A 26,234-nucleotide genomic window follows, 5' to 3' on the forward strand; every position below is an offset into this window, starting at 1 on the left:
CAAAATTAAGCTAAAATAGCAAGCTTTAAAGGAGAAAGAATGAGTGAATATATAAATTTGATATTAGCCCTTTTACTTGCAGTTCTTGTATTTGCATTTTATAGGGCAAACAAGGCTTTAAAAAAGGCTAAAGATGAGAGTCAAAATTTATCTGTAAGTACTGAAATTTCACAGCTAAAAAGTATCGGTGAGCTATCTGTTTTTCAAGTATATAGCAAAGAGATCGTCACAAAAACCGACCATGCGTTTGGAAATTTTGGCAAAGAGTATCTAAGGTGGCTGGTAAGCGAGAAGAAGCTTTCAATGATATTTGAGTTTGAGATAAATTTCATCTACGATCTAACTAGCCCAAAACTTGAGATCATGCAGATCGCAAACTCTAGCTACAAGATAAAAATGCCCCCATGTAAGTATAAATTCTCAATCGCCGATATGAAATTTTATGATGAGAAAAACGGTAAATTTATACCATTTTTGCTGCCTGATTCGCTAAATGGCTTTTTTGGAAGCACTTTTACAGAAGAAGATAAAAATAGGCTAATAGAAGAAGCTAGAAACGAAGTCAAAAAGATGAGCGTTCGTCTTATCTCACAGCTTCAATGTAAGATACATAAATCGGCTCGCGACACGCTTGAAGCGATAGCAAAGAGCTTTGGGGCAAACAAGGTCGAATTTGTTTTTGATGATAACGATGAGCAGATAAATTCACAGCTAAATTTAGAAAATATCGCATAAATTTAAAGGAGAAAAAATGAGTTTTAATTCACAAGAGGTTACACAAACTCCAGGAAATAACACCGTCTTTCAAACTTGGGTTTTAAAATATGATAAAAAGGCGTGTAAAGAGGGTTTTGCTAGGCTTTGCGCTTTGGTTATAAATTTAAACAAAACTGCAAAGGTTAGATTTGGTGCGGGTGAAAATGTAAACTGTGTCCTTGGTGTCGGACACGATGCATGGAAAAAACTTGCTATCACAAAGAGCCTACCAAAAGAGCTTGTAACTTTTAAAGCGATAAAGGGCGACAAACACGAGGCCGTTAGCACAAAGGGTGATATACACATCCACATTCGTGCGCTAAATGCTGCTGACTGCTTTGACATGGCACAAAGTGTAAAGGATGTGCTATATAAATTTGCTGATCTTGTAGATGAGGTGCAAGGCTTTAAATACCACGACGGCAGGGCGATCATAGGCTTTGTTGATGGCACTGAAAATCCTGATGGCGAGGATAGAGACCATTTTGCAAAAGTGGGCGACGAGGATGCTGAATTTAAGGGTGGAAGCTACGTTTTTGTGCAAAAATACTTTCATAAAATGCAAGAGTGGAACGCCACAAGCGTTAGTGAACAAGAAAAGGTTATAGGCCGCTCAAAGCAGCTTGATATCGAGATGAGCGAGGATGAAAAGCCTAGCAACTCACACTCAGCTGCAGCAAATGTTGGCGATGATAAAAAGGTCGTACGCGGCAATATGCCTTTTACTGAGGGCAGCAAGAGTGGCACCTACTTTATCGCCTATGCGAGCACATTTTCTACCGTTGAGGCGATGCTTAAAAAGATGTTCATAGGCGAGCCAAAAGGCAACTCAGATAGACTACTTGACTTTAGCACTCCAGTAACTGGTGCACTATTTTTTGCACCGACTATCGATATGCTAAGCGAGTATGAGGGTTAAATTTATAGTGGGGCAAAGCAAATTTGCCCCTTTAAATTTATAAGGAAAAAGATGCCAGAGTGGTTTATCTACGCAGCCCTTTCGGCTATATTTGCCGCACTTACGGCGATCTTTGCAAAGCTTGGTGTAAGGGATATCGACAGCGATTTTGCAACATTTGTGCGAACGATTGTTGTAGTTTTTATGCTTGTTTTGCTTTTAAGCGTGGCTAAAAAATGGCAGCCTTTAAGCTCACTAAGCCCTAAAAACTGGCTCTTTCTCATACTAAGTGGCATAGCAACTGGACTTTCTTGGCTTATGTATTTTAAAGCGATGCAAGTTGGCAAAGTTTATCAAGTGGCGCTGGTTGATAAATTTAGCGTTGTGCTTGCTATTATTTTGGCTGTTATTTTTCTTGGCGAGAGGTTAAATTTAAAAGAAATTTTAGCCATTTGTCTTATCGTGTCTGGCGTGTTTTTACTCATTTTTAAATAAAATTTCCTGCATTATTCTTAAATTATATTTTTAATTTTAATTTGTAATTAATTAAAAAGCTCCTAAAATTTGAACAATTTCATTTTGAAGGGAGAAATATGAAAGAAATCATTCTATCAACCATCGTGGCTTGTGCGGCATTTGGTGCTAGTGTAAACTACACAGATGTTGTAAAAGATGTTTACGGTGATGCTAGCTCAACAAAAAGTATAGGCAGACTGCTACCAACCAACGCAGTTGAAATTTTACAAACAAGCGGTGACAGAGCGCAAATTAAAGTAAAAGGCTATCAAAACCCAGCTGTTAGCAACGTAGTTTATTTTGCTGATGGCGCGAGGATTATCTCGGTGGCATTTGCAAAAACTGCACCTTTTGATATTAAAGTGATCAAAGAGGGCAAAAACGGCAAATGGAACGAGGTAGAAACAACAGTTTTTGTTCAAAAAGATGGTTTTAGCACTGACGTAAACGCGATGTTTGCAAAAGCTGACAAGATGTATAAGGAGAGTTGTGGTGTTTGCCATGCGTTGCCTCAAACCACACATTTCAACGCTAACCAATGGCCGTCACTTCTAAAATCAATGATCGGCAGAACCGCAATAGAGAAAAAAGACGAGTGGTTGGTTGTTGAATACCTTCAAAAACACTCATCTGACGTAAACCTAGGTAAATAAGCAAAACTTTTGTAGCGGCGAGTAAAAACAAATATTAAAGTTTAGCTTATTCAAAAGAAAACTTAAAAATGAAAGGGAGATAAGATGAACGAGAACAGACGAGAATTTCTAAAAAGAGGTGCTACAGCAATTGCAGCGACACCTTTGCTTTCAAGCGTAACAGCATCAAATTTATTTGCTGATGGCGTAAAAAAGAGTGTTTTAAGAGATGGCGAGGTCATCACAGCCGCTCACTGGGGGATGTTAAAAGTGACAACCAAAAACGGCGTTGCAGTAAAGTCAGAGCCTATCCAAAAAACAAGTGAAATTTACAACCCACTTCAGTACTACACACCAGATATGATCTACAAAAGTCGTATCAAACGCCCAGCAGTTAGAAAGAGCTACCTTGAAAATCCAGATAATCCAAAGCCAGAGCTTCGCGGCAAGGATGAGTGGGTTGAGGTGCCTTACGAAGAGGCGATCAAACTAGTTGCAAGAGAGCTTAAAAAGACAAGAGCACAAAAAGGCTTGCAAAGCGTATTTGCGGGTAGCTATGGCTGGAAATCAAGCGGCAACGTGCATAACTCAAGAATTTTGCTTCATAGATTTATGAATTTAAGCGGTGGCTTCGTTGGCTCTCTAGGGGACTACTCAACAGGTGCTAGCCAGATCATCATGCCTCACGTTGTTGGTAGTATCGAGGTCTATGAGCAGCAAACTAGCTGGCCAGTCGTACTTGAAAACTCAAAAGTCGTAGTCATCTGGGGTGCAAATCCACTTGCGACACTTCGCATAGCTTGGACATCGACTGATGAGCAGGGCTTTAAATATTTTGAAGAGCTCAAAAACAAAAAAGATATCAAAGTGATCATTATCGACCCTATCAAGAGTGACACAGCGCAATACTTTGACAACGCTCAGTGGATCGCCCCAGTGCCAAACACCGACACAGCGATGATGCTTGGTATGATACACTACTTATATGAAAGCGGCAAGTATGATAAAAATTTTATCGAGACCTACACAACTGGCTTTGATAAATTTCTCCCATATCTACTTGGCAAGACAGACAACACTCCTAAAAATTTAAAGTGGGCGAGTAAAATTTGTGGTATCGATAAAGACGCTTTAAAAGAGCTAGCCGATACATTTGTTGCAAACCGCACTATGATAATGAGTGGTTGGGGTATGCAGCGCGCTCACCATGGCGAGCAACCACACTGGGCGATGGTGACACTAGCAGCTATGATCGGTCAGATAGGACTTCCAGGTGGAGGATTTGGCTTAAGCTATCACTACTCAAACGGTGGCGCACCAACATGCAAGGGCGCAGTCATTGGCGGCGTAAATAGCGCAAGTGTGGGTAAATTTAACGATAAAGGCGAGTTTATCGGCACAGACACAGGCGAGTTTGACAAACGCGGTCGCTTCGTCGCAAAGGCAGCTGCAGCAGCAGGTACAGGCCAAAGTTGGCTACAAAAAGCAACCAATTATGCCTTTCCAGTAGCAAGGATTGCTGATGCGTTGCTACATCCTGGTAAAGTGATCGACCACGACGGCAAAAAGATCACCTATCCAGATATCGACTTTATCTACTGGGTCGGCGGCAACCCACTTGTGCACCACCAAGATACAAATACAAATTTAAAAGCGTGGAGAAAGCCAAGAACGGTTGTCGTACATGAATCATACTGGACACCGACAGCAAAAATGGCTGATATTGTATTTCCAATCACTACAGAGTATGAGAGAAACGACATTACCATGACTGGTGACTACTCAAATATGAACATCGTACCGATGAAACAAGTCGTTGAAAAATACCACGAGGCAAGAGACGACTACCAAATTTTCATCGATCTTTGTAAGGCTTATGCTAAAAATTTAGTCGTTGCCTACACAGATAACGGCAAGGATGAGTTTGACTGGATTAAAGAGTACTATGACGCAGCCTACGCTCAGGTCAAGGCTGTGCCAGAGCTCACAACTGATATAAAGCCATTTGAAGAGTTTTGGAACGAGAACAAGCCAGTTACATTTGCCTCATCTCAAGATAGCGATAGCTGGGTGAGATTTGGCGAATTTAGAGAAGATCCCGTATTAAATGCTCTTGGAACCCCAAGCGGTCTTATAGAAATTTACTCAGAGACTATCGAGAAAATGGGTTATGACGACTGCAAGGCGCACCCAATGTGGTTTGAGCCGATCGAGTGGCTAGGCATGAAAGATAAGCCAGCTAAATTCCACATGATAAGCGCTCACCCAACTGACCGCTTGCACTCACAGCTAAGCCAAACTTCACTTCGTGACAAATACGCTATCGCAAATCGCGAGCCTATCTGGATCAACGAAAAAGACGCAAAAGAGCTTGGCGTACAAAGTGGCGACTTGGTGCGTGTATTTAATGCACGTGGCGAGGTTTTAGCAGGTGCTCATGTCACTAAAAACATCAAAGAGGGCGTTGTAAAACTAGCTGAGGGCGCTTGGTATGATGGCTTTGATAGTGGAATTTGCAAAAACGGCGGTGCAAACGTGCTAACTATAGATATCCCAACAAGTAAGCTAGCAAATGGTAACATAAGCCATACAGCTCTTGTAAATATCGAGAAATATAAAGGTGGCGAGGCATTAAAGCTTACAGCTTTTGCTGAGCCAAAATTTTCTAAATAATTTCAAAGCAGGGGAGCGATCTCCTGCTTTTGAACTTAAAGTTTAAAATAAATCTACTACTCACAAAAGCTTAAATTTATATTAAAGCTTATAGCTTTATAAATTTTTATTTTGCAATGGATGTTGAGGTGATAGGTATAATTTTTGTTGATTGTTAAATAAAAATTTTTACATTTGAATGACTAGTTATAAATTTTTATAAAGCCTTTTTAAAAGCCAAGCTACCGGACTTTTAAAGATAAAATAATCACTAAAAAAACTCGCTTTTTTACCTTAATGAATACAATTTTTGATTAATTGTTTAAAAGGCGTTAAATGTAGTATAAAATTAATTTTAGTTTTAATTCTTTTTCGATAAATTAAAGCGATTTTAACTTTTTAAAGGAGGAAAGATGAAGTCCATAACTTCAAAGATAGCGATGATTATCATCTCATTGCTAGTTATTTCGTTTGCTGCTATTTCAGCAGTCAGCTACTATACAGCGGAAAGTAAGGTAGTAGAGTTGGTCAGCCAGACCCAGGATCAGATTCTAAGTGATATCAAAGCAACCACGGATTCTTTTTTTGAAGATTATTTAGAAGTTGCCAAAAAGTCTGCTTCAGATATAGCACAAATACCAAATAATGATGACTCGTACATGGAAAAAACAAAAATGCAAAAAGAAAGCGTTAGTCATCTAGTTACTGATATTTTTTATGGTCGCGAGAGTGATGGACATTTTTTCCAGTCTGACGGCACTAGAACAACTCCAGCCGATAACTACGATCCTAGAACTAGAGGCTGGTATAAAGCAGCAAAGAGTGCAAATGGTGCTATATATACCGAACCTTACAAAGCTGCCTTGTCTAATGCTTTAGTAATTAGCTTTGCCGCTCCAGTAAATAAAAATGGAAATTTTGATGGTGTTTTGGGGCTTGATTTAAATATAGATGCTTTAAGTAAAAAAATCCTTGAAATGGGTAAAACAAAATACGGCTATGTTTATCTAATGAATAAAGACGGCCTAATACTAATGCATAACGACCCAAACAACGTCGGTAAAACCGTTCCCGCAAGCAAATATCTAGCCGAGGCGTTTGCAGCTAAAAAATTTGACGAAAACGGGCTAATCCCTTACACCAACTATAAGGGCGAAAACGTAACAGCAAAAGTAATGGCCATAAACGATCAAGGCTGGCTAGCCGTAGCCGCTATCGGAGCAGATACTTTTTCGTCTAATACTTTACCTTTATTAAAAGCTCAAATAATCCTAGCCGTAGCTTTTATAGTCATACTTTCGGCTATCGTATTTACTCTTCTTAAAAAATCCCTTAGCCCTATTAGAACTATTCAAACCAAGCTTGAAGACGCGTTTAAATTCATCACCTACGAAACCCCTAACGCTCCGGAAAAGCTAGTAGTAACTACCAAAGACGAATTCGGCAGAATGAGCGAATCTATTAACGATAATATAGAAAAAGTCCTTAACGGCGTTAAAAAAGACAGCGCCTTAATAGAGGAGATGAACGGTATAGCAAATCTCATGATAAAAGGACACATGGGGGCTAAGATTAACTCCGTCCCTAATAATCCGGCTTTAGTTCAGTTAAAAGATTTGTTAAATAAATTCTTTGCGTCAATTTCTGAAAATTTAAAAGGAATAGCCGTAGTTTTAGCTTCTTACAATAAAAACGACTACACTCCTAAACTAGAGCTAAAACCGGAGCTTGAAAGCGATCTAAGAGATATGATAGTAGGCCTTCAAAGCGCGGGCGACGCCGTAAGCAATATGCTAAGGGAAAATTTAAAAGAAGCTCAGGTCCTAGAAGAAAAAGCCAAAATCCTAGCAGAATCTATGAGAACCCTAACCGACGGAGCCCATAAGCAAGCCGACTCCATACAAGAAAGCGCGGCGGCTATAGAAGAGATGAGCAGTTCTATGAACGCTATTAGCCAAAAGGCTAGCGACGTAACTAGACAAAGCGAAGAGATTAAAAATATCATCGTTATTATTAGAGATATAGCCGATCAAACCAATCTACTTGCTCTAAACGCCGCTATCGAGGCAGCTAGAGCGGGTGAACACGGCAGAGGCTTTGCCGTAGTTGCCGACGAGGTTAGAAAACTAGCAGAGCGAACTCAAAAATCACTTGGTGAGATCGAAGCTAACGCAAATGTTCTAGCTCAAAGCATCAATGAGATGAGTGAGAGCATTAGAGAGCAAAGCGAAGGCATAAATATGATAAATCAAAGTGTAAGTCAGATCGACAGTATTACAAAACAAAATATAAATATTGTTGGTACAACAAACGAAATTACTGATCAAATAGACGACATGGCTAAGACGATAGTAGCCGACGTTAGAAAGAATAAATTTTAATCTTAGACCGAATTTAGGGGTTTGCTTCCCCTAAATTCTAATTTTATATCGCTGATTTTAACTACCTAGAATGAAAAAATAATTCAAAATTATTATTTAATGTATACATCACTATTTTGTAATTAATATTATTTAATACTATTTAATATAAAAAAATATAGAATCGCATCTTAAAAATTTTTGTAAAAGGAAAGTAAATGCGATCAATTGCAAACAAAATATCTTTAATGCTTATACTGGCATTATTCATATCATTCTCGCTAATATCTTTAGCTAGCTATAACACAGCTCATGATAAAGCCATTGAGTTAGTAATACAAACTCAAAAGCAAATCTTAAAAGATGTGAAAATCGCACTAAATAGCTTTTTTACTAATAATCAGTATGCTATAGAAAAAATGGCTGAGACTCTTAGTAAAATAAGCGAGAAAAGTGATGGCTCGATGAATGCTGATGGTATAAATTTAGCTTTATCTCAAGCAAAAGCTATATCTGGAAAAGAGATCACTCTTGTTTATGCTGGATATGAGAATGGGGCTATGTTTAGATCAAATGGGCAAAATAAAGCTGGGTATGATCCAAGAGTTAGAGGATGGTATAAACAAGCTAAAGCCGAGAATAAACCAATATATACTGATCCATATATGGCAGCTTCATTAAATGCGATGGTTATAACTTTTGCTGCACCTATTAAAAATATTGGAGTTACGGGTATAGATGCATCTATTGAGGAGTTGAGCAATAATATATCGCAAATTAGTAAAACTGAATACAGCTATGCTTTTGTTACAGATCAAAATGGCAACGTTATAATGCACCCAAATAAAGAATTAGTCGGCAAACCTCACGAGATCGCAAAGAGTCTAATAAAACAATATAATGAAAAGAAATTTGATGAAAATGGATTGATAGCATATAAAAATACAAAAGGCGAAGATGTCTATGCTTATATGTTAGAGATAAATGACAAAGGTTGGTTGGCAATAACAGCAATGGATCAAAATATCTTTAGCTCGCATACTTTGCCTATTTTAAAAGTTCAGATTATTTTAGCCTTTATATTTATAGTTGTCTTGTCTGCGTTTGTATATTTCTTGCTAAAAAGATCGCTTAATCCTATTAAAACTATTACAGATGCTTTGGTTAGTTTCTTTAGATTTTTAAATTTTGAGATAAAAGAGCCAGTTGTTTCAAAGGTGGCAACAAAAGATGAATTTGGCGTAATGAGCAAACTAATAAATGATAATATTGCTAAAATTTTTGACAATGCCGATCAAGACTCTAGAGTGGTATCTCAATCTGTTGAGACTGCAAAGGCGATAGAAAATGGAAATTTAAAAGCAAGGATAGTAGATGTTCCAGCTAATCCAAAGCTAATCGAATTAAAAGATGTCTTAAATAAAATGCTAGATGTTTTGGAAAAAAGAGTCGGTAGCGATTTAAATATGATCCAAAAAACTTTTAATGATTTTAGAAATTCTGATTTTACTTCAAGAATTTTGGATGCCAAAGGCAATGTCGAACTAGTAACAAATGAGCTTGGCGAAGAGATAGCTAATATGCTTGCGTTTAATCTAAAACAAGCACAATTCTTAGAAGAAAAAGCCAAAAATTTAGATGCATCAATGAAGCAAGTAACTCAAGGTGCTAGCACACAGGCAAATTCTCTCCAGGAAAGTGCTGCTGCGATCGAACAAATGAGTAGCTCAATGAGCGCAATTAGCCAAAAGACTGTAGATGTTATAAAACAATCTGAAGAGATTAAAAACATCATCGTTATTATTAGAGATATAGCCGATCAAACAAATCTACTTGCTCTAAACGCTGCTATCGAAGCAGCACGTGCTGGTGAGCATGGACGAGGCTTTGCCGTAGTTGCCGACGAGGTTAGAAAACTAGCTGAGCGAACTCAAAAATCACTTGGTGAGATCGAAACTAACGCAAATATACTTACTCAAAGTATCAATGAGATGAGCGAGAGCATCAGAGAGCAAAGCGAAGGCATAAATATGATAAATCAAAGCGTAAGCCAGATTGATAGCATTACAAAGCAAAATGTTGATATAGTGAGCTCAACGAATGAAATCACTGCTCAAATAGATGAAATGGCTAAGACAATAGTAGCTGATGTTAAAAAGAATAAATTTTAACCTTGCGGCTTGATATTTAAAATTTCATTAATATTTCATCCTCAAAATTTGAGGATGAAAATAACTCCTTTTTATCTCTAATCTTAAAATTATTTTTTGTTTTTTAAATATAATAAAATTTTTAAAAATAATCTAATATTTATAGCTTTATAGTGATATTGCTAGTTAAATTTTTATAGATTATGTTTGTCGTAATGTAATAAAAATTATTAGAATTTATTCTTACAATTATTGCTATTTCAGTAAGGAGATAAAATTTTTAATAATACTTTATGTTACTTTTTTACTCAAATATTTAAAAACAATTTTACTTTGTTTTCTTTAGCTTTTTTGATAACTACTCTAAAATTTTTAAATTTTATTAAATAGTATTTTCTTTTAAAATCGTACTTTGTGAGAAAATTAATATTTTTATGTAGAAAAATATTTACATTTTTAGCTTAAGTTTTTTGAAATTTTTGTAAATGTAAATCAGTTGTAAATAAGTTTTGCAAGGTTAATATCAATTAAATTTGTTTTAAATCTTTAAAGGAGAAAGAATGAATCGACGAGAATTCATAAAAAGTGCTGCGGCTAGTGCTGCTTGTGCTAGTGCTGGTATAGCCGTACCAAGCTCGCTAAGCGCGGCAAATGAAGCTGAAAAAGGCTGGCGTTGGGATAAGGCTGCCTGTAGATTTTGTGGAACCGGATGTGGCATCATGGTCGCTACAAAAGAGGGCAAGATAGTAGCTGTAAAAGGCGATCCAGAAGCACCAGTAAATCGTGGTCTAAACTGCATTAAAGGCTATTTTAATGCTAAGATCATGTACGGCGAGGACAGGATCACTCATCCGCTTTTACGTGTAAATGAAAAAGGAGAATTTGATAAAAAGGGTAAATTTAAGCAAGTAAGCTGGAAGCAAGCATTTGATGTTATGGAGGCTCAGTTTAGAAAAGCATATGATGAGCTAGGACCTCATGGTATCGGAGTTCTAGGCTCTGGTCAATATACAATTCCAGAAGGTTACGCTGCTGTTAAGCTTATAAAAGGTGGCTTTAGAAGCAATAGCATCGATCCAAACGCAAGACACTGCATGGCAAGCGCGGTTGTTGGCTTTATGCAAGTTTTTGGTATAGACGAGCCATCAGGCTGTTTTGATGATATCGAACTAACTGATACTATCGTGGCTTGGGGCGCAAATATGGCTGAGATGCACCCGATCCTTTGGGCACGTGTGAGCGATAGAAAGCTTAGCGATCCTGATAGAGTAAAGGTCGTAAATTTAAGCACCTACTCAACTAGAACATCAAATTTAGCTGACATCGAGATCATTTTTGCTCCGTCATCTGACCTTGCTATCTGGAACTACATCGCTCGCGAGATAGTTTATAACCACCCAGAGATGATCGATGAAGAATTTGTTAAAAAGCACTGTGTCTTCACAGCTGGCCCAGTTGATATCGGATATGGTCTGCGCCCAGACATTCATCACAAAAAATATGCTCCAAGCGAGCTAGATACTGCTGCGACTGAGAAGTCAAAGGTACTAAGCGAGGCTGAGGGCGTTACGCTTTCTTATCTTGGACTAAAAGCTGGTGATACACTTGAAAATAAAAATGCTGCAAAGGCTGGCGATCACTGGCAAATAACATTTGAAGAGTTTAAAAAAGCTCTTGATCCTTACACGCTTGACTTTACTGCAAAGGTGGCAAAGGGCGATCCAAACGAAGATATAGAAGAATTTAAGAAAAAACTAAAAGCACTTGCTGATCTTTATATCGAAAAAAACCGCAAAGTTGTAAGTTTCTGGACTATGGGCTTTAACCAACACCAACGTGGCACATGGGTAAATGAGCAAGCTTATATGGTTCACTTCTTACTTGGCAAACAAGCACTTCCAGGCTCAGGTGCTTTTTCTCTAACTGGACAACCAAGTGCATGTGGCACTGCAAGAGAGGTTGGAACATTCGTTCACCGCTTGCCAGCTGATATGGTTGTCGCCAATCCAAAACACAGAGAGACAACTGAAAAAATTTGGAAACTACCTGCTGGAACACTAAATGCCGTTCCAGGCTCACACTACGTAAAAATGATGCGTGACGTTGAGGATGGCAAGGTTAAATTTATCTGGGTTCAGGTAAATAACCCATGGCAAAATACTGCAAACGCAAACCACTGGATCAAAGCGGCTCGCGAGATGGACAACTTTATCGTCGTAAGCGACCCTTATCCAGGAATTTCTGCAAAAGTGGCTGACCTTATCCTTCCAACTGCGATGATATATGAAAAATGGGGCGCATACGGTAATGCTGAAAGAAGGACACAACACTGGAGACAGCAAGTGCTTCCAGTTGGTGAAGCGATGCCCGATATTTGGCAAATGATGGAATTTAGTAAGCGCTTTAAGCTAAAAGACGTTTGGGGCGAGAAAAAACTAAACGACAAAGTGACACTTCCAAGCGTGCTTGAAGAGGCAAAAGCTATGGGATACAGCGAAGAAGATACGCTATTTGACGTGCTTTTTGCAAACGAGGAGGCTAAGAAATTTAGCGCAAACGATCCGATCATGGAAAACTACGACAATACAGAAGTATTTGGCGATAGCAGAAAAGTGATCGGCTCAGATGGTAAAGAATTTAAAGGATATGGATTTTTCATCCATAAATATCTTTGGGAAGAGTATAGAAAATTTGGCGTTGGACATGGTCACGACCTAGCTGACTTTGACACTTACCACAGAGTAAGAGGTCTTAGATGGCCAGTAGTTGATGGCAAAGAGACTCAGTGGAGATTTAATACTAAATTTGACCCATACGCTAAAAAAGCTGCCCCAAATGAGAAATTTGCGTTCTATGGCAACAAAAATGCAGCACTTCCAACAGGTGATCTAAAAGGCGTGAAAAATCAAGAGAAAACTCCTCTTGCAAACAAAGCGAAAATTTTCTTCCGTCCTTACATGGATCCATGCGAGATGCCAAGCAAAGATTATCCATTCTGGCTATGTACTGGCCGTGTTCTAGAGCACTGGCATACAGGTACGATGACTATGCGTGTTCCTGAGCTTTATAGAGCGGTTCCAGAGGCGCTTTGCTATATGCACGAAGATGATGCTAAAAATCTTGGCGTAATGCAAAACGAGATCGTTTGGGTCGAGTCACGCCGTGGCAAGGTAAAAGCAAGAGTAGATCTAAAAGGTAGAAATAAGCCGCCAGTAGGTCTTGTTTATGTGCCTTTCTTTGATGAAAACGTATATATAAACAAAGTATGTCTTGACGCTACTTGCCCAATCTCAAAAGAGACTGATTATAAAAAGTGTGCGGTTAAAATTTACAAAGCATAGGTGAGCGATATGGGATTTTCAAGTAGGCGAGAGGCTTTAAAATTTGGAGCAAAAGTAGCACTTTTAGCTCTTGGCGGAGGCTTTGTTTGGTCGCTTAGCGCTAAAGCTTCGCCACTTATGCTTCTTAGGCCTCCTGGTGCAAAGGAAGAGAAGCAATTTTTACAAAGCTGCATTAGGTGTGGACTTTGCGTAGAGGCTTGTCCATTTGATACGCTAAAGCTCTCATCGCTAGAAGATGGCATAAGCATTGGAACGCCTTATTTTGAGCCTAGAAAAATTCCTTGCTATATGTGTGAAAATATCCCTTGTGTGCCAGCCTGTCCGACTGGAGCTTTGGACGTAAATTTAGTAAGCACAAAAGGTAAGCTTGACATAAATAAGGCCAAAATGGGTGTTGCGGTGGTCGATATGAAAAACTGCGTGGCGCACTGGGGCATACAGTGCGATGCTTGTTACAGGGCTTGTCCTCTTTTGGATAAAGCCTTATATCTTGAGTATCGCCGCAACGAAAGGACGCAAAAGCATGCCTTTTTACTTCCAGTGGTCGATAGCGACATCTGCACCGGATGTGGCCTATGCGAGCGAGCCTGTATCACTAAAAAAGCGGCCATTACCGTGCTAAATCGTGACGCGGTGCTTGGCAAAGTAGGCGATAACTACGTCAAAGGCTGGATAAAAGAAGATGAAAGACGCATAGACGATGCAGACAGCAAAATAAAGCTTGACATTAAAAAAGCGACTGATTATCTAAATGGTGGTGAGCTATGAAATTTTTAATCTTAAGACGAATAACTCAAATTTCTATCCTAGCACTATTTGTCCTAGGAAATTTTTACGGAGTTAAGATACTTAGTGGAAATTTAAGCTCATCTTTGCTTTTTGGAAAAATTCCACTAAGCGATCCATTTGCTTTGGTTCAAATTTTACTTGCAAGCTTTAGTGCTGGCATAAATGCAATTATTGGAGCTGGCATTATCTTTGCATTTTACGCGCTAGTTGCTCCAAGAGCGTTTTGTTCGTGGATATGCCCAATAAATTTACTAACCGATATCGCTTTTAAACTAAGAGGGAAATTTGGCTTTAAGGGCGAAAAAGTCTTAAATGTGAGTAAAAATTTACGTTATTACTTGCTGGCTCTTGCTCTTATATTAAGCCTTGCTTTGTCTTATCCAGTATTTGAGAGCGTTAGCTATATTGGCATTATTCAGCGTGGCATTATTTACGGCTCAGCTAGTGCTTTAGGCATAGCAGTTGCGATCATTGCTTTTGATATGTTTGTGTTAAAGCGTGGCATTTGCTCGCACGTTTGTCCACTTGGTGCCTTTTATGCCATTATCTCAAAATTTGCCCTAATTAGAGTAAAACATGATGCCCAGGCTTGCACAAAATGTATGAAATGTAAGCTTATTTGCCCAGAAATGCAAGTGCTTGACATGATCGGTAAAGAGAGCCGCTCAGTTAGCTCAAGTGAGTGCATAAGCTGTGGCAGGTGCATTGATGTTTGTGGAGACGGGGCTTTGAAATTTAGTATTAGAAATTTAAGGAGAGAAAAATGAAAATAAAAATAATGATGCTTGGAGGATTGTGTGCTGCGTTTTTTGCGGCATGTACTTTTAATAATCCAAGTATTAGTGATTCGCAAATCGGCCTTAGAAATATCGATTTGCTAGACGATAAAGACGTTGTATTAAAAGATGTGAACTACACAAAAGAGCCAGCTGGTATGTCAAAGAAATTTGATAGGTCTTTTGAAAATGCACCACCATTTATCCCACACGATACTGAGGGTTTAGTACCTATCACAAAAGATATGAATATGTGCGTAACCTGCCATATGCCTGAGTTTGCAAAAGATAGTGGAGCAACACCGATACCATCATCTCACTTTTATGATATCAGAAACAAAAAAGATCTTGCAGGCAAGCTTGATGATGAAAGATATAACTGCACAACATGCCACGTTGAGCAACAAAATGGTGTAACGCAGCTCGTTGGTAATAAATTTAAGCCTGATTTTAGAGATAAAAACGGCACTCATAAGTCAAACTTGCTAGATGTTTTAAACGATGGTGTTAAATAATGCAAAGCAGGCGAGAGCTTTTTAGTAAAATTTTGGGGGCAAAATCTGCTCCCAAATTTATAACTCCGCCATTTTTTAGCGGAGAGTTTGACTGCGGTGGATGCGATGCTAGCTGTGTAAATGCTTGTAAAAAAGAGCTTCTTAGCTTTGAAAATGAAAGGGTAGTTTTTAAAGTTAAAAAGCTGGGCTGTGACTTTTGCGAAGAGTGTGCAAAGGCTTGTGAGAGTCTTGGTAAAAAGACATTAAGCCCAAGCTCACCAAAGAGTATAAATGCAAAAGTTAGCATCGATGTTTCTAGCTGTCTAGCATGGAACGATACAATCTGCTACAACTGCCTTGATGCTTGTAAATTTAAAGCAGTCGAATTTCTTGGCGTTTTTCGTCCTATTGTTAATCAAAAATGCGTAAGTTGCGGCGAATGCTTTGATGTTTGCTTTAAAAATTCACTTCAAATGGAGGCCTTATGAGAGCTTTGTTTTTTATTTTTTGTTTATTAAATTTTATCTTTGCAAGCGAGATCACCACTCCATACAAGCAAATAGAGGCTAGTGCAAATGTGCTAAGCACAACGCTAATAAATGGCAAACTCTTTATCGCGACTGATGGAGGGACGGTTGAAATTTATGATCCTAAAGAGTCTAAATTTGAAGAGATCATTAAGATGGATGATATAAAAACCTACGTTAGTGATCATGAAAGACCAAAAATTTTAAGCATTGATGAATTTGATGGCAAAACTCTTATACTTAGCGAAGGTGACTATGCTACAAAGGTGCTTCATCTAAGAGAAAATGGACAGATGAGAAGCATAAAAATGGATAATCAAGCGATAAAAAAGGCATTATTTTTAGATAATGAGCATGTTGTGCTTGCTTCAATTAGCAATGAAATTTACTTTTTAAACCTAAAAAGTGGCGAAATTTATGATAGTTTTAAGATCTCTATCGCGATGCTCTCAGATATGGAGATAAACGAAGATAGAAGCACTCTAGCTATCGCTTGTGAGAGCGGGAAGGTCTACTTTTATAATATAAAAGCTAAAAAAATGGATCAAATTTTAGACATTCATACAGACAATATCTACGACATCTCATATAAAAATGGAGTCATGATCAGCGGAGGTACCGACAGGATCGTGGGGATATTTTCAGCTGGAAGCCTAAAAAAGATAAATACCGGCTTTTTGGTCTATGGTGTCGGCCTTAGCGATGATGGTAGAGTGGCAGCTTATATGAGCGATGAGATGAGCGATGTAAATTTAGTTGATAGCAAAAGCTTAGAAAATATCGCAATGCTAAAAACTGGACAAAGTACGATAAATAGCATAGTTTTTATAAGCGATAACGAAGTCGTAACTTCAGCCTATGAGAATAAAATTTTGTTTTGGAGAATTAAATGAATATTTCAAGTTTAATAGTTTATACGGATAATAAAAATGAAAGTGTAAAAAATGAGATAAAAAAGCTAAAAGAGTGTGAAATAATAACCGATGCAGACGATAGAATCGTAGTGGTAGTTAGTTCAGATAGCATTGAGGATGAGATAAAAAATTTTAAAAAGATAGAAGCTATCAGTGGAGTGGTGAGCGTTGCGATGGTTTACAGCTATCAAGAAGATGCCGAAGAAAATAGGAAAAAACTAGAAGAAAATGGCAAGATAAGTGAAATTTTAACAAGTGATGAGGTAAAAGCTGAAGATATTACTTATGGCGGTAGCGTGCATTATAGAGTGAAATAGTAAAACTTAAATTTTTTAGCTTTTGCATTATCATTAAAATTTATAGTGCAAAAGCCTACTTTTCGTACAGATCTTCTTAATAAATTCGTTGCTAGTACTACTATCGCTTAATCAACTTTATTTGGTTTGTAGATTTAAATTTATGTTCAATGGCTTAATTTAGATTTTTGGTGAAAAATCACTCAGTAAGCATTAAAATCAAAAAACATAACAAGTGAATTAAATTTTAGCTTAGAAGATCTTGAGATGATGCTTGCATAAAGAATTTTAGTAGGCCAGTTTTGGCTTACTAAATTTATAGCCTAAGGTCTATCTTTAATCAAATTTAATAAATTTTCTCTAATGTTTTCATTTGTTAGATTTGAAATTTCTTTATAAAAATTTCCTTTTTTGTCTATTAAATATATTGAAGAGCTGTGAGCAACAGAGTAGCCCATGGCTGAGTTTTCAAGACGGACTTTTTGAAATTTTACACCATAGGTTTTTGCCACTTCTCTTAAGGCATTTAGTTTTAATCCATCGGCATCTTTATAGAAATTTTTTGCCATTAGAGTTAAATTTTCAGGAGTGTCGCGTTCAGGATCAAGCGTAATAAAAAGTAACTCAAAGTCATCTCTTTTTAGCTTGTTTAGTTCATCGCCAATCAAAGAGAGCGCAGTAGGGCAGACATCGGGGCAAAAAAGATAACCAAAATATATAACTTTGTACTTTCCGTCGTAATTTTTAAGACTTACTTCACCATTTTGCGAAAGTGCCTTAAAATCATACTTGTTTGGCTTTATCAGCAAAAGTGCAACACCTATACAAATTAAGATTATTATTAAGCCCCAAAATGCCTTTTTCATCGTTACCCTCTATAATTTTAGATCAAGATCTACAAAAAAACCAGTTTCTTTTTCATCATCAAGCACTTTAAATCGATATCTCATAAGCTCGACAACACAAGCACTTAGCACTACTTGAGCAGTTAAGTTATCACCTCTTGGCTCAAGTCTTGCTTTGATTGATCCCATGTTCATGTTTATGCCGTCTATCTCAAGACTAGGATTTTTTAGCCCTAAATTTTTACCGTTAATGATTTTAAAGCTAAAAGGTCTCATAGCATAAATAGGTCTTGGCGAGATGTCTATTTTTAGCTTTACGCCTTTAAATTCCATCTCACAAGATTTATTGTTTAGATCACATTTTAAAGGATCTAGCGATGTGTTTACATCGGCAAATTCAGGTGGATCTTCTTTACTTGTTGTCATAAGCTTATAGCCTATCGAAAAAGCACCTAGAACAATAAAGATAAATGAAAAAATAATTATGATTTTTTTCATTATTTAAAGTTTTTAGTTACTCCGATATTATCAAGCTTTATACTCTCGCCATTGCTAAATTTTAGCTCTAAATCAACTTTATCACCATCTTTTAATGGTTTATTTAGATCCATAAGCATAATGTGTAAACCGCCAGGAGCTAGTTTTGTTTCGCCATTTTTTGGAATCACTGCATCTTCGATTTGAACCATAGCCATCATACCATCATTCATTTTGTGTGTATGAATTTCTGTACTTTTGCAAACGCTTGAATGAGCACCAATAAGCTTTACATCAGAATTTGAAGCATTTTTTATATCCATAAAAATTGCACTATTGTTTGTGCCAGGTTTTGTATCTCTAGCTCTAACATTTTCTAGGCTGATATCAGCCGCCATAAGAGTAGAAGCTACAAGCATCGCACCAAAAACGATTTTCTTCATATTTTTCCTTTGTGATAAAATTAATAATGGTTTTCACATTATACATTTAAAACTACTTAATTTACCTTTAAAATCTAAAAATATAAATTTTTAGGATATAATTACGGACTAAATTTTACTTTTTGGGACATTTCACTTGAAAAAAATTATATTTTTCTTCATTGCGTTATCGCCTTGTCTTTTTGCCCAAAATTACGAAGAAATTTACTTAAAAAATGGCTCAGCTGCTGTTATTGACGCCATCGAAAAAAATATTTTAAGTAAGGATTACTGGCTAAAAAAGCTTGAGGGCAAGGATGTAAGATATGGATATTATGACAATGAGATACTTCTAAGTGTAGTTGATAAAACTAAAAAGAAGCTTGAAGTGATCTCTTATAATGGTGGCATTACAAAAAAGCTTTTTAGCTCAAGCGTTATAGTTGGCAAAAATGGTGATAAGCTTCTTGAAGGCGATCTAAAAACACCGGTTGGAGTGTATCAGCTTACACGTAGATTTACGCCAAATGATAGATATCTTGGCCCACTCGCATTTTCGCTTTCATATCCAAATTTACTTGATAAACTTGCAAAGCGAAATGGTGGCGGTATTTGGATACATGGCTATCCACTTGATGGTCAAAGGACAGATGAGCTAAAAACAAAAGGCTGCGTGGCTATGCAAAATGATACTTTGATGAAATTTGATGATGTAGTGGATCACAAAAAAACACTTGCATTTATCTATGAAGATAAGCGTCCAGAAGCTAGCGCAAAAGATATTGCAGTTATCATTTCTGGACTTTTGGGCTGGAAAAAGACATGGAGTGAGAGCGACATTGAAAACTATCTTAAATTTTACGATAAAAACTTTGAGCGATACGATGGTATGAGCTTGGAAAAATTTAAAAGTATGAAGCGGGCTATTTTTTCTAAAAAAGAGAAAAAACGCATTTCTTTTTCAAATTTTCTCATCACGCCTTATCCAAATCTTAAAAATGATAGGCTTTTTCGTGTGAGTTTTTATGAAGATTATGTTTCAGATACACATAAATTTGCTGGTCAAAAGACGCTTTATGTGAAGCTTTATAACGATGATATGAAAATTTTTATAGAGGAGTAAAAGTGGAAAAATCTCAAGAAGTAAAAGAAAAAATCGAAAAAATTTTAGAGGCAAGGAGTGCGTTTTTTGCTGAGCTTGACCGCCAAGTTCCAAAGAAAGATGGTACTGATGTTTTTGATTTTAGCAAAGTAAAAGAGGCTGATCTGAAAGAAATTTACGCTAAATTTTATGCATTTGATTACAACGTAAGAAAACTTTTACCGGATGTTTATACTGCTTTTAATGTGAATTTTAATGTCTGAAATACGCCTAAATAAAGCTTCATATATCCATAACCTCACTCAAATTTGTACTAAAGCTGGTGGCAAAGAGAAAGTAATAGTTGTATTAAAAGACAATGCTTATGGTCATGGCGCAAGGCTTATTGCAAATGAAGCTAAAAAATTTGGCATAGAAATTTGTGCTGTAAAAAGTGAGTTTGAGGCAGATGAAATTTCTGACATATTTGAAAATATTCTCATTCTCTCACATATCCCAACCGGAAATGAAAGTAGTAAATTTATCTATGCGATAAATGACATAGAGGCGCTTTTAAAGATAAAAGGTGGCTCAAAAATCAACCTTGCAATCGACACTGGTATGCATAGAAATGGGCTTGATATTAGCGAGCTTGATTACGCCTTTGAAATTTTAACAAGAAGGAATTTGGAGCTTCTTGGAGCTTATACTCATTTTCGTGCAAGTGATGAGCTAAATGCTGATTATTTCGTGCAAAGAGAAAATTTTAGGGCAGCAAAAGAGAAAATTTTGGCTCTTTGCGATGAGTTTGGTATAAAAAAACCGATCTTTCACTCTCACAACTCAGCTGCGCTTGAAAGAGCAAGCAAAATCGATGATGATATGGTGCGTGTTGGCATCGCTCAGTATGGATACACTCAGTTTGGTGATAGTTTGGACTTAAAGCCAGTACTTTCACTATGGGCAAAAAGAGTTAGCAGGCGTATTTTAAAAAGTGGTCAAGGTGTTGGATATGGTGCTAAATTTAGTGCAAAAGAAGATATAAAAGTAGCTACTTATGATCTTGGATATGGTGATGGATTGCTAAGATACAATGGATGTGGCGAACTAAGACTTGCTAATAATGAGCCAATATTAGGCAAAATTTCAATGGATAGCTTTAGCTGCAAAGATAGCGGCGAATGTGTCTGTGTCTTTGAGGATGCAAATATTTGGGCGAAATTTTTTGATACGATAAATTATGATATTTTAGTAAAGCTCTCGCCAAACATCACTAGGAAATTTATATAAAGGTAATATGTGAAAAAGATCGTTTTATTAGCTTTTGCTAGCCTTGCTTTTGGTGTGCAAGAGAGTGAGTTTAAAATTTATGAGCAGATATTAAATCAGCTTGATACTAAGCAGATCCCAGCTTTTGTCGTCCAAACTACAAAGCCAAATTTGCCAAGCAGAGTCGATGAGATGATTACGCTAAAAGATGTGAGTAGCAGCGGGCTAAACATACATGGCGAGTTTGTTTTAAACGAGACTAAGACAAAGAAGATAAAAGGCTACAACAAAGCTCAAATTTTAGCTTTAAAAGATGAGTTTTATAAAAACGGAAAAGATGCGCTTTGCAATTCAGGTATGGCTAGAGCTGTGCTAAATCGTGGCATCACGCTAAGTGGTAGTTACGGCTTTGAAGGCAGGCATTTTTTTGATATAAATTTGGATAAAAGTAGTTGCGAGTAGTCATTTTTTTACTGTTTTTTTACTCGCTTGCCCTGGCTCTTACGCCAGATATGGCAGCGAAAAATCATGCAACTTACTACAAAAAAAAGCTTCCATTTATCTGCACACCAACACTTATACTAAACGATATCCTAAATGTCGGCGATACGCTCGTTTATAGATATGCCATCAAACACGCAAGAAAACAAGAGATCAAAAGGCTTGAAGAGAAAGAGCTTTTGGAATTTATCGAAGCTATCAAAAAGGAAAATTTACGAACCGCTTGCAAAGATAAAGAAATCTTAAATATGCTGAGTATAGGTGTTACCTTGGACGAGCTTTTTTATTCAGAAAATGGTGAGCTGATCTTTGAGTACACTATAGAAGATCGCGACTGCAAGAAATTGCAGTGAAATTTGGAATTAAATTTCGGTTTTTTGGTTACAAATTTGATCCTTTACAATTTTAAAATTCTATTTACTCACAAGAATCGACTACTAAAATTTGATTTCGCTTGCTGATTGTCTCAAATTTTAGAGTCGCGATATACTCACTCGTAAATTACAAAATTTGCCATGGTCTTTTAATCGCATTCAGTACATTAGTAAGTTTGCATGCCCCTTGAGAGTGTCAGGGGTAGAGTGATTATTAAGGGGGAAGAGAGTTCTTTTGCTTCGCGAGCTCACAACTGCAAGCAGACCGTAATTCAGGCTTCTTCCTTCTAGCAATAGAATTTATATTTATGTTGTGTAATTACAAGCTTGCAAAGTATAATTCAAGTTTCCTTTTTCTTGAACAAACAAATTTGTAAATTTTGAAATCTTATTCATTTGTCTTAGCAGACTATTAAACTTAATTCTCATGGATACTTGCCACTAAATTTATAGTCGTTATATACTCGCTCATAAAATTTAAAATTTCTTGAAAATGTCTATATTTAAAGCCAAAAAAAGATGGTAAAAAGAAGAAGTTTAGCCCAAATTTTACTAGAACTAAATTTTTACATGCCTCTTTTTATCTCTTGTTTAAGTCTTTCAAGCTCAGCGATCCTGTCGCTTGTGCTTGGATGCGTTCTAAAAAGCACGCTAAGCTTGTCGGTAAGCGAACCAAATGGATTTACAATAAACATATGAGCACTTTGTTCACTTGCGTTTTGCATGACGTAAGAATTTGAGTAGTTTTCAAGCTTGGTTAGTGCGCTTGCAAGCCACTCTGGATGCCCAGTTAGCAGTGCTGCGCCCTTGTCGGCCTTGTACTCGCGCTCCCTTGAGATTGCCATTTGTACGATAGTGGCAGCTATTGGCATTACGACCGCTATGATTAGCATAACTATGCCATTACTATTTCGCTGTGAGTTTTGATTTTGACCGGCTATGGTACCTATTTTGGCAAAATTTGCGACCATTGCTATTGCGCCAGCTAGTATGGCTGCGACTGAGCCAGTTAGTATGTCGTAGTGCCTTACGTGGCTTAGTTCATGAGCCAACACACCTTCGATCTCGTTTTCGTTTAAAATTTTTAAAAGCCCTTCAGTTACTGCTACGGCCGCATGGCTTGGATTTCTGCCTGTAGCAAAGGCGTTTGGTACTTGCTCTGGGATAATATAGATTTTTGGCATCGGCAAATTCGCCTTTTGCGTGAGGCGAGAGACGATCTCGTAAAGGCCGTGAGCGTTGCTTTCGTTAACAGGGATGGCGTTATATCTTTTGAGCACCAGCTTGTCGCTAAAAAAGTATGAAAAAATGTTTGTACCAGTCGCTATCAAAAAGGCGATCATCATGCCATGCTCACCGCCAATATATCCGCCAACAGCGATAAAAATCAGCATTAAAGTAACCATTAAAAAAGCAGTTTTAAAAATTTCCATTTCTTTCCTTATTGTTTTATGGCGTTTGGCAAGATCGCAGCGTCTATGTTAAATTTTGCAAGTTGTGTCAGCTCGATTTCATCTTTTATCAAAACAGCTATAAGCGCGTCAAATAAATAACTCTCAGCAATCTTTGCTAAATCTTTTGCAATGTCAATATCGGCAATAATAAATTTTGCTCCAGCGGCGTTTGCGACTATCGCTTCGTTTAAATTTTCTGCAAAAACGCTAAAGCTAGCACCAAGACTTAACGCTTTTTTTATCAAATTTCTATCAAATTTAAAGAGATTTTGCCTACCACTTAGCACGTCTGCCTCGCTCTTGCAAAGAAACAGTGGCTCAAATTTGATCAGTTCATCACCTAAAATTTTCATCTCTCACTCTTTATGCACTCTTTGCAGATGTATTTTCCATCTCGTAGCACCATTTGGTCAATGTCTGTAAAGACACCGCATTTGCTGCACTCTTCGAAGTTGCTGCTGCTTACCTTGTCACTATTTTTTCTATTTTTAAAAAATATAATGTAAATCGCAACTAAAATCGCCGCAAAAAGCAAGTATTTCAATGTTTTTCTCCATGGTTTTTTAGATTAAAAAATATGTAGTTTCTATTTTTTTCATTATAAATTTGCGCGTTGATGCCTGAAATTTCATCCATGACGCTTGAGCCCTTGTAGATGAGAAATTTAGTGCTCTCATCATAAAATCCCTCACAAATTTTTATAAGCTCTTTTGTCTTACTAAGCGCCCTTGAGGTGATGAGATCAGCCGTAAATTTATCTGCAAGCTCGATCTTTTGGCTATGAACTTCTAAATTTTGCAAGCCAAGCTCGATCTTAGCGTAGCTTAGAAATGATGACTTTTTGACTATCGGCTCAAAAAGGTGCCATTTCGTTTGTGGCATTGCGAGTGCTAAAAATATCGCTGGAAAGCCAGCCCCACTTCCAACATCGATCGCAGTTTTGGCACTTAGATCAAAAATTTCAAGTGGCCTAATGCTATCAAACACCTGCTCGCTTATATCTTTATAGTTGCTTAAACTATGAACTCGGTTAAATTTAGCAAAAATTTGAGCGTAAGCCTTTACTTTTTCGTCAAACATAGCTAGCAAACAAAACTCATTTTTCATCACAGGATGTGTCCCATTTGCTCTTTTTTTACTTTCAAGTAGCCTTCGTTAAATTTGTTTGGTTTTATGATAATAGGCACGCGTTTTACGATCTTTACTGAGCTTAGTCCGTGAAGTTTTAAAGGGTTATTTGTGAGTAAATTTACCTCTTTTATGCCGTAGTGATTTAGGATAAAATCAACCACTTCGTAAGTCCTCTCATCAGCCTTAAAACCTAGCTGGTGGTTGGCTTCAATGGTATCAAAGCCTTTATCTTGTAGGCTGTAAGCGTTTATCTTGTTTAAAAGCCCGATATTTCTGCCCTCTTGACGCAGGTAGATGACCATGCCGCCATTTTCTTCGATATATTTTAGGCTCGCTTCAAGTTGGTCGCGACAGTCGCACTTTAGGCTCCCGATCGCATCTCCAGTTAGGCATTCGGAGTGAATTCTAAGATTTACCACCTCGCTTAAAGGCTCTTTGTAGATCACGAGGTGCTCTTTTGCCCCTTCTTTGAAGGCTTGAACCTTATAAGTGCCAAATCTTGAAGGTAGATTTGCCGCATTTGAAATTTCTATTTTCATTTTAAATTTACTCCAACTGTGCTAAACTAGCTAAAAATCACGCATTTTAACAAAGAAAAGGCAAAAATATGTTTAAACGTTTTAGAAGATTAAGAATAAATCCAGCTTTGAGAGACATGGTGCGAGAGACTAGCCTTAGCGTAAATGACTTCATTTATCCGCTCTTTGTGGTCGAAGGTAAAAACATTAAAAACGAAATTTCTTCGATGCCAGGCGTTTATCAAATGAGTATTGATGAAATTTTAAAAGAGTGTGAGGAGATAGTAAATTTGGGCATAAAATCGATCATTTTATTTGGCATACCAAGCCTAAAAGATAGCGTTGGCAGTGACGCACTAAGTAATGACGGTATTATCGCAACTGCGCTTAGAGCCATAAAAGATAAATTTCCAAATTTGGTAGTCGTCACTGATCTTTGCTTTTGCGAATATACAGACCACGGCCACTGCGGCATAATCGACCACGTACATAACACCATCGACAACGACGCAACGCTTGAAATTTCAGCTAAACAAGCCTTGATACACGCTAAAAATGGCTCTGATATGATCGCACCAAGCGGTATGATGGATGGCATCATCGCAACGCTAAGAGAGACGCTTGATAGCAATGGCTTTGAGAATTTGCCAGTGATGGCATACTCGACTAAATTTGCTTCAGCATACTACGGACCATTTCGCGATGTGGCACAAAGCGCACCAAGCTTTGGCGATAGAAAGAGCTACCAAATGGACAGCGCAAACCGCCTAGAGGCGATCAACGAGAGCTTGCAAGACGAGGCACAAGGCGCTGATATCTTGATGGTAAAGCCAGCACTTGCCTATCTTGACGTCGTTAGAGAGCTTAGAAATTTAACACTTCTGCCTATCTGCGTCTATAACGTAAGCGGCGAGTACGCACTGCTAAAAGCTGGCGCAAAAGCTGGCATCATTGACTACGAGCGCGTTATGATGGAGACATTAATCGGCTTTAAAAGAGCAGGGGCAAATTTGATCATCACATATCATGCAAAAGAAGCAGCCAAAATTTTAAGGGGCTAA

Annotated in this window: 28 protein-coding genes and 2 pseudogenes; 22 read left to right on the plus strand and 8 right to left on the minus strand. The window is 37.5% G+C overall.

Annotated features, from left to right (window positions below; all coding sequences use genetic code 11):
• Nucleotides 1-39: 39 nt before the first annotated feature.
• From CVT15_RS03055 to CVT15_RS03120, 16 genes and pseudogenes are all read left to right on the plus strand, one after another.
• Nucleotides 40-735, plus strand: coding sequence for a DUF4230 domain-containing protein (locus CVT15_RS03055; protein ID WP_087585657.1), 696 nt, complete (start codon nt 40-42; stop codon nt 733-735).
• A 16-nt stretch (nt 736-751) separates the two neighbouring features.
• Nucleotides 752-1,675, plus strand: coding sequence for a Dyp-type peroxidase (locus CVT15_RS03060; RefSeq protein ID WP_103576253.1), 924 nt, complete (start codon nt 752-754; stop codon nt 1,673-1,675).
• Between the two features lie 51 nt (nt 1,676-1,726).
• A complete protein-coding gene (locus tag CVT15_RS03065; RefSeq protein WP_107897989.1) occupies nt 1,727-2,149 on the plus strand; it encodes an EamA family transporter in 423 nt (140 codons plus the stop codon).
• 98 nt (nt 2,150-2,247) lie between these two features.
• Nucleotides 2,248-2,823 (plus strand): cytochrome C, encoded by a 576-nt coding sequence (locus CVT15_RS03070; protein ID WP_087578577.1) that lies wholly within the window; start codon nt 2,248-2,250, stop codon nt 2,821-2,823.
• An 84-nt stretch (nt 2,824-2,907) separates the two neighbouring features.
• A complete protein-coding gene (locus tag CVT15_RS03075) occupies nt 2,908-5,475 on the plus strand; it encodes a molybdopterin-dependent oxidoreductase (protein WP_107897988.1) in 2,568 nt (855 codons plus the stop codon).
• Nucleotides 5,476-5,894: 419 nt separating this feature from the next.
• A pseudogene (locus tag CVT15_RS10285) lies at nt 5,895-6,599 on the plus strand (cache domain-containing protein); the annotation flags it as partial.
• A 795-nt stretch (nt 6,600-7,394) separates the two neighbouring features.
• A complete protein-coding gene (locus CVT15_RS10290) occupies nt 7,395-7,835 on the plus strand; it encodes a methyl-accepting chemotaxis protein (RefSeq protein WP_374048479.1) in 441 nt (146 codons plus the stop codon).
• Between the two features lie 227 nt (nt 7,836-8,062).
• Nucleotides 8,063-8,803 (plus strand): annotated as a pseudogene (locus CVT15_RS10295) (cache domain-containing protein); the annotation flags it as partial.
• Between the two features lie 657 nt (nt 8,804-9,460).
• Nucleotides 9,461-9,985 carry a methyl-accepting chemotaxis protein gene (locus CVT15_RS10300; protein WP_159070040.1) on the plus strand — a complete coding sequence of 175 codons (525 nt, stop codon included), beginning with the start codon at nt 9,461-9,463 and terminating at the stop codon, nt 9,983-9,985.
• A gap of 539 nt (nt 9,986-10,524) precedes the next feature.
• Entirely contained in the window at nt 10,525-13,305 is a 2,781-nt protein-coding gene (napA, locus tag CVT15_RS03090) for a nitrate reductase catalytic subunit NapA (protein WP_103577088.1), read from the plus strand.
• 9 nt (nt 13,306-13,314) lie between these two features.
• Nucleotides 13,315-14,073, plus strand: a complete 759-nt coding sequence (gene napG, locus CVT15_RS03095) for a ferredoxin-type protein NapG (protein WP_087577164.1) — start codon at nt 13,315-13,317, stop codon at nt 14,071-14,073.
• Complete coding sequence (gene napH, locus CVT15_RS03100; RefSeq protein WP_054196377.1) at nt 14,070-14,861, plus strand: quinol dehydrogenase ferredoxin subunit NapH; 792 nt, start codon at nt 14,070-14,072, stop codon at nt 14,859-14,861. The genes napG and napH overlap by 4 nt, the downstream gene beginning before the upstream one ends.
• On the plus strand, nt 14,858-15,385 hold the full coding sequence (locus tag CVT15_RS03105) for a nitrate reductase cytochrome c-type subunit (protein ID WP_054196378.1): 528 nt from the start codon (nt 14,858-14,860) through the stop codon (nt 15,383-15,385). Before napH ends, CVT15_RS03105 begins: the two co-directional genes overlap by 4 nt.
• On the plus strand, nt 15,385-15,852 hold the full coding sequence (locus CVT15_RS03110) for a 4Fe-4S ferredoxin (RefSeq protein WP_103577087.1): 468 nt from the start codon (nt 15,385-15,387) through the stop codon (nt 15,850-15,852). Before CVT15_RS03105 ends, CVT15_RS03110 begins: the two co-directional genes overlap by 1 nt.
• A complete protein-coding gene (locus CVT15_RS03115) occupies nt 15,849-16,784 on the plus strand; it encodes a WD40 repeat domain-containing protein (protein ID WP_103577086.1) in 936 nt (311 codons plus the stop codon). The genes CVT15_RS03110 and CVT15_RS03115 overlap by 4 nt, the downstream gene beginning before the upstream one ends.
• Nucleotides 16,781-17,122: a chaperone NapD gene (locus tag CVT15_RS03120; protein ID WP_103577085.1), complete on the plus strand. Its 342-nt coding sequence runs from the start codon at nt 16,781-16,783 to the stop codon at nt 17,120-17,122. The genes CVT15_RS03115 and CVT15_RS03120 overlap by 4 nt, the downstream gene beginning before the upstream one ends.
• 302 nt (nt 17,123-17,424) lie before the next feature.
• On the opposite strand, the gene CVT15_RS03125 is transcribed toward CVT15_RS03120, so the two are convergent.
• From CVT15_RS03125 to CVT15_RS03135, 3 genes are read right to left on the minus strand one after another with little or no spacing between them, the layout of a single operon-like run.
• Complete coding sequence (locus CVT15_RS03125; RefSeq protein WP_107897985.1) at nt 17,425-17,967, minus strand: SCO family protein; 543 nt, start codon at nt 17,965-17,967, stop codon at nt 17,425-17,427.
• Nucleotides 17,968-17,976: 9 nt separating this feature from the next.
• On the minus strand, nt 17,977-18,444 hold the full coding sequence (locus CVT15_RS03130) for a hypothetical protein (protein WP_035167203.1): 468 nt from the start codon (nt 18,442-18,444) through the stop codon (nt 17,977-17,979).
• Complete coding sequence (locus tag CVT15_RS03135; RefSeq protein ID WP_103576483.1) at nt 18,444-18,866, minus strand: copper chaperone PCu(A)C; 423 nt, start codon at nt 18,864-18,866, stop codon at nt 18,444-18,446. The genes CVT15_RS03130 and CVT15_RS03135 overlap by 1 nt, the downstream gene beginning before the upstream one ends.
• Before the next feature lie 136 nt (nt 18,867-19,002).
• Between CVT15_RS03135 and CVT15_RS03140 the strand changes: the two genes are divergently transcribed.
• Genes CVT15_RS03140 through CVT15_RS03160 form a run of 5 tightly spaced genes read left to right on the plus strand, consistent with a single transcriptional unit; the run spans nt 19,003 to nt 22,049 of the window.
• Nucleotides 19,003-19,968 carry a L,D-transpeptidase family protein gene (locus CVT15_RS03140; protein WP_021090919.1) on the plus strand — a complete coding sequence of 322 codons (966 nt, stop codon included), beginning with the start codon at nt 19,003-19,005 and terminating at the stop codon, nt 19,966-19,968.
• Between the two features lie 2 nt (nt 19,969-19,970).
• Nucleotides 19,971-20,210 (plus strand): CmeU family protein, encoded by a 240-nt coding sequence (cmeU, locus tag CVT15_RS03145; RefSeq protein ID WP_103576484.1) that lies wholly within the window; start codon nt 19,971-19,973, stop codon nt 20,208-20,210.
• On the plus strand, nt 20,203-21,216 hold the full coding sequence (locus CVT15_RS03150) for an alanine racemase (protein WP_103576485.1): 1,014 nt from the start codon (nt 20,203-20,205) through the stop codon (nt 21,214-21,216). The genes cmeU and CVT15_RS03150 overlap by 8 nt, the downstream gene beginning before the upstream one ends.
• Before the next feature lie 9 nt (nt 21,217-21,225).
• Entirely contained in the window at nt 21,226-21,657 is a 432-nt protein-coding gene (locus CVT15_RS03155; RefSeq protein ID WP_107897984.1) for a peptide deformylase, read from the plus strand.
• Nucleotides 21,648-22,049, plus strand: coding sequence for a flagellar protein FlaH (locus CVT15_RS03160; RefSeq protein WP_103576487.1), 402 nt, complete (start codon nt 21,648-21,650; stop codon nt 22,047-22,049). The genes CVT15_RS03155 and CVT15_RS03160 overlap by 10 nt, the downstream gene beginning before the upstream one ends.
• A gap of 587 nt (nt 22,050-22,636) precedes the next feature.
• Here the strand turns inward: CVT15_RS03160 and htpX are convergent.
• Genes htpX through ribA form a run of 5 tightly spaced genes read right to left on the minus strand, consistent with a single transcriptional unit; the run spans nt 22,637 to nt 25,194 of the window.
• The gene (gene htpX / locus CVT15_RS03165; RefSeq protein WP_103576488.1) at nt 22,637-23,503 is read right to left on the minus strand and encodes a zinc metalloprotease HtpX; all 867 of its coding nucleotides are present in this window, start codon (nt 23,501-23,503) and stop codon (nt 22,637-22,639) included.
• 8 nt (nt 23,504-23,511) lie between these two features.
• Entirely contained in the window at nt 23,512-23,877 is a 366-nt protein-coding gene (locus tag CVT15_RS03170) for a hypothetical protein (RefSeq protein ID WP_103576489.1), read from the minus strand.
• Nucleotides 23,874-24,068 carry a hypothetical protein gene (locus CVT15_RS03175; RefSeq protein WP_087585674.1) on the minus strand — a complete coding sequence of 65 codons (195 nt, stop codon included), beginning with the start codon at nt 24,066-24,068 and terminating at the stop codon, nt 23,874-23,876. Before CVT15_RS03175 ends, CVT15_RS03170 begins: the two co-directional genes overlap by 4 nt.
• Nucleotides 24,065-24,631, minus strand: coding sequence for a 16S rRNA (guanine(527)-N(7))-methyltransferase RsmG (rsmG, locus tag CVT15_RS03180; protein WP_103576490.1), 567 nt, complete (start codon nt 24,629-24,631; stop codon nt 24,065-24,067). Before rsmG ends, CVT15_RS03175 begins: the two co-directional genes overlap by 4 nt.
• Nucleotides 24,631-25,194: a GTP cyclohydrolase II gene (ribA, locus tag CVT15_RS03185; RefSeq protein WP_103576491.1), complete on the minus strand. Its 564-nt coding sequence runs from the start codon at nt 25,192-25,194 to the stop codon at nt 24,631-24,633. The genes rsmG and ribA overlap by 1 nt, the downstream gene beginning before the upstream one ends.
• Before the next feature lie 68 nt (nt 25,195-25,262).
• Here ribA and hemB point away from each other — a divergent pair, with 68 nt between their 5' ends.
• Nucleotides 25,263-26,234 (plus strand): porphobilinogen synthase, encoded by a 972-nt coding sequence (gene hemB / locus CVT15_RS03190; RefSeq protein WP_103576492.1) that lies wholly within the window; start codon nt 25,263-25,265, stop codon nt 26,232-26,234.

It is taken from the genome of Campylobacter concisus (assembly GCF_003048595.2).
Taxonomy (GTDB): domain Bacteria; phylum Campylobacterota; class Campylobacteria; order Campylobacterales; family Campylobacteraceae; genus Campylobacter_A; species Campylobacter_A concisus_L.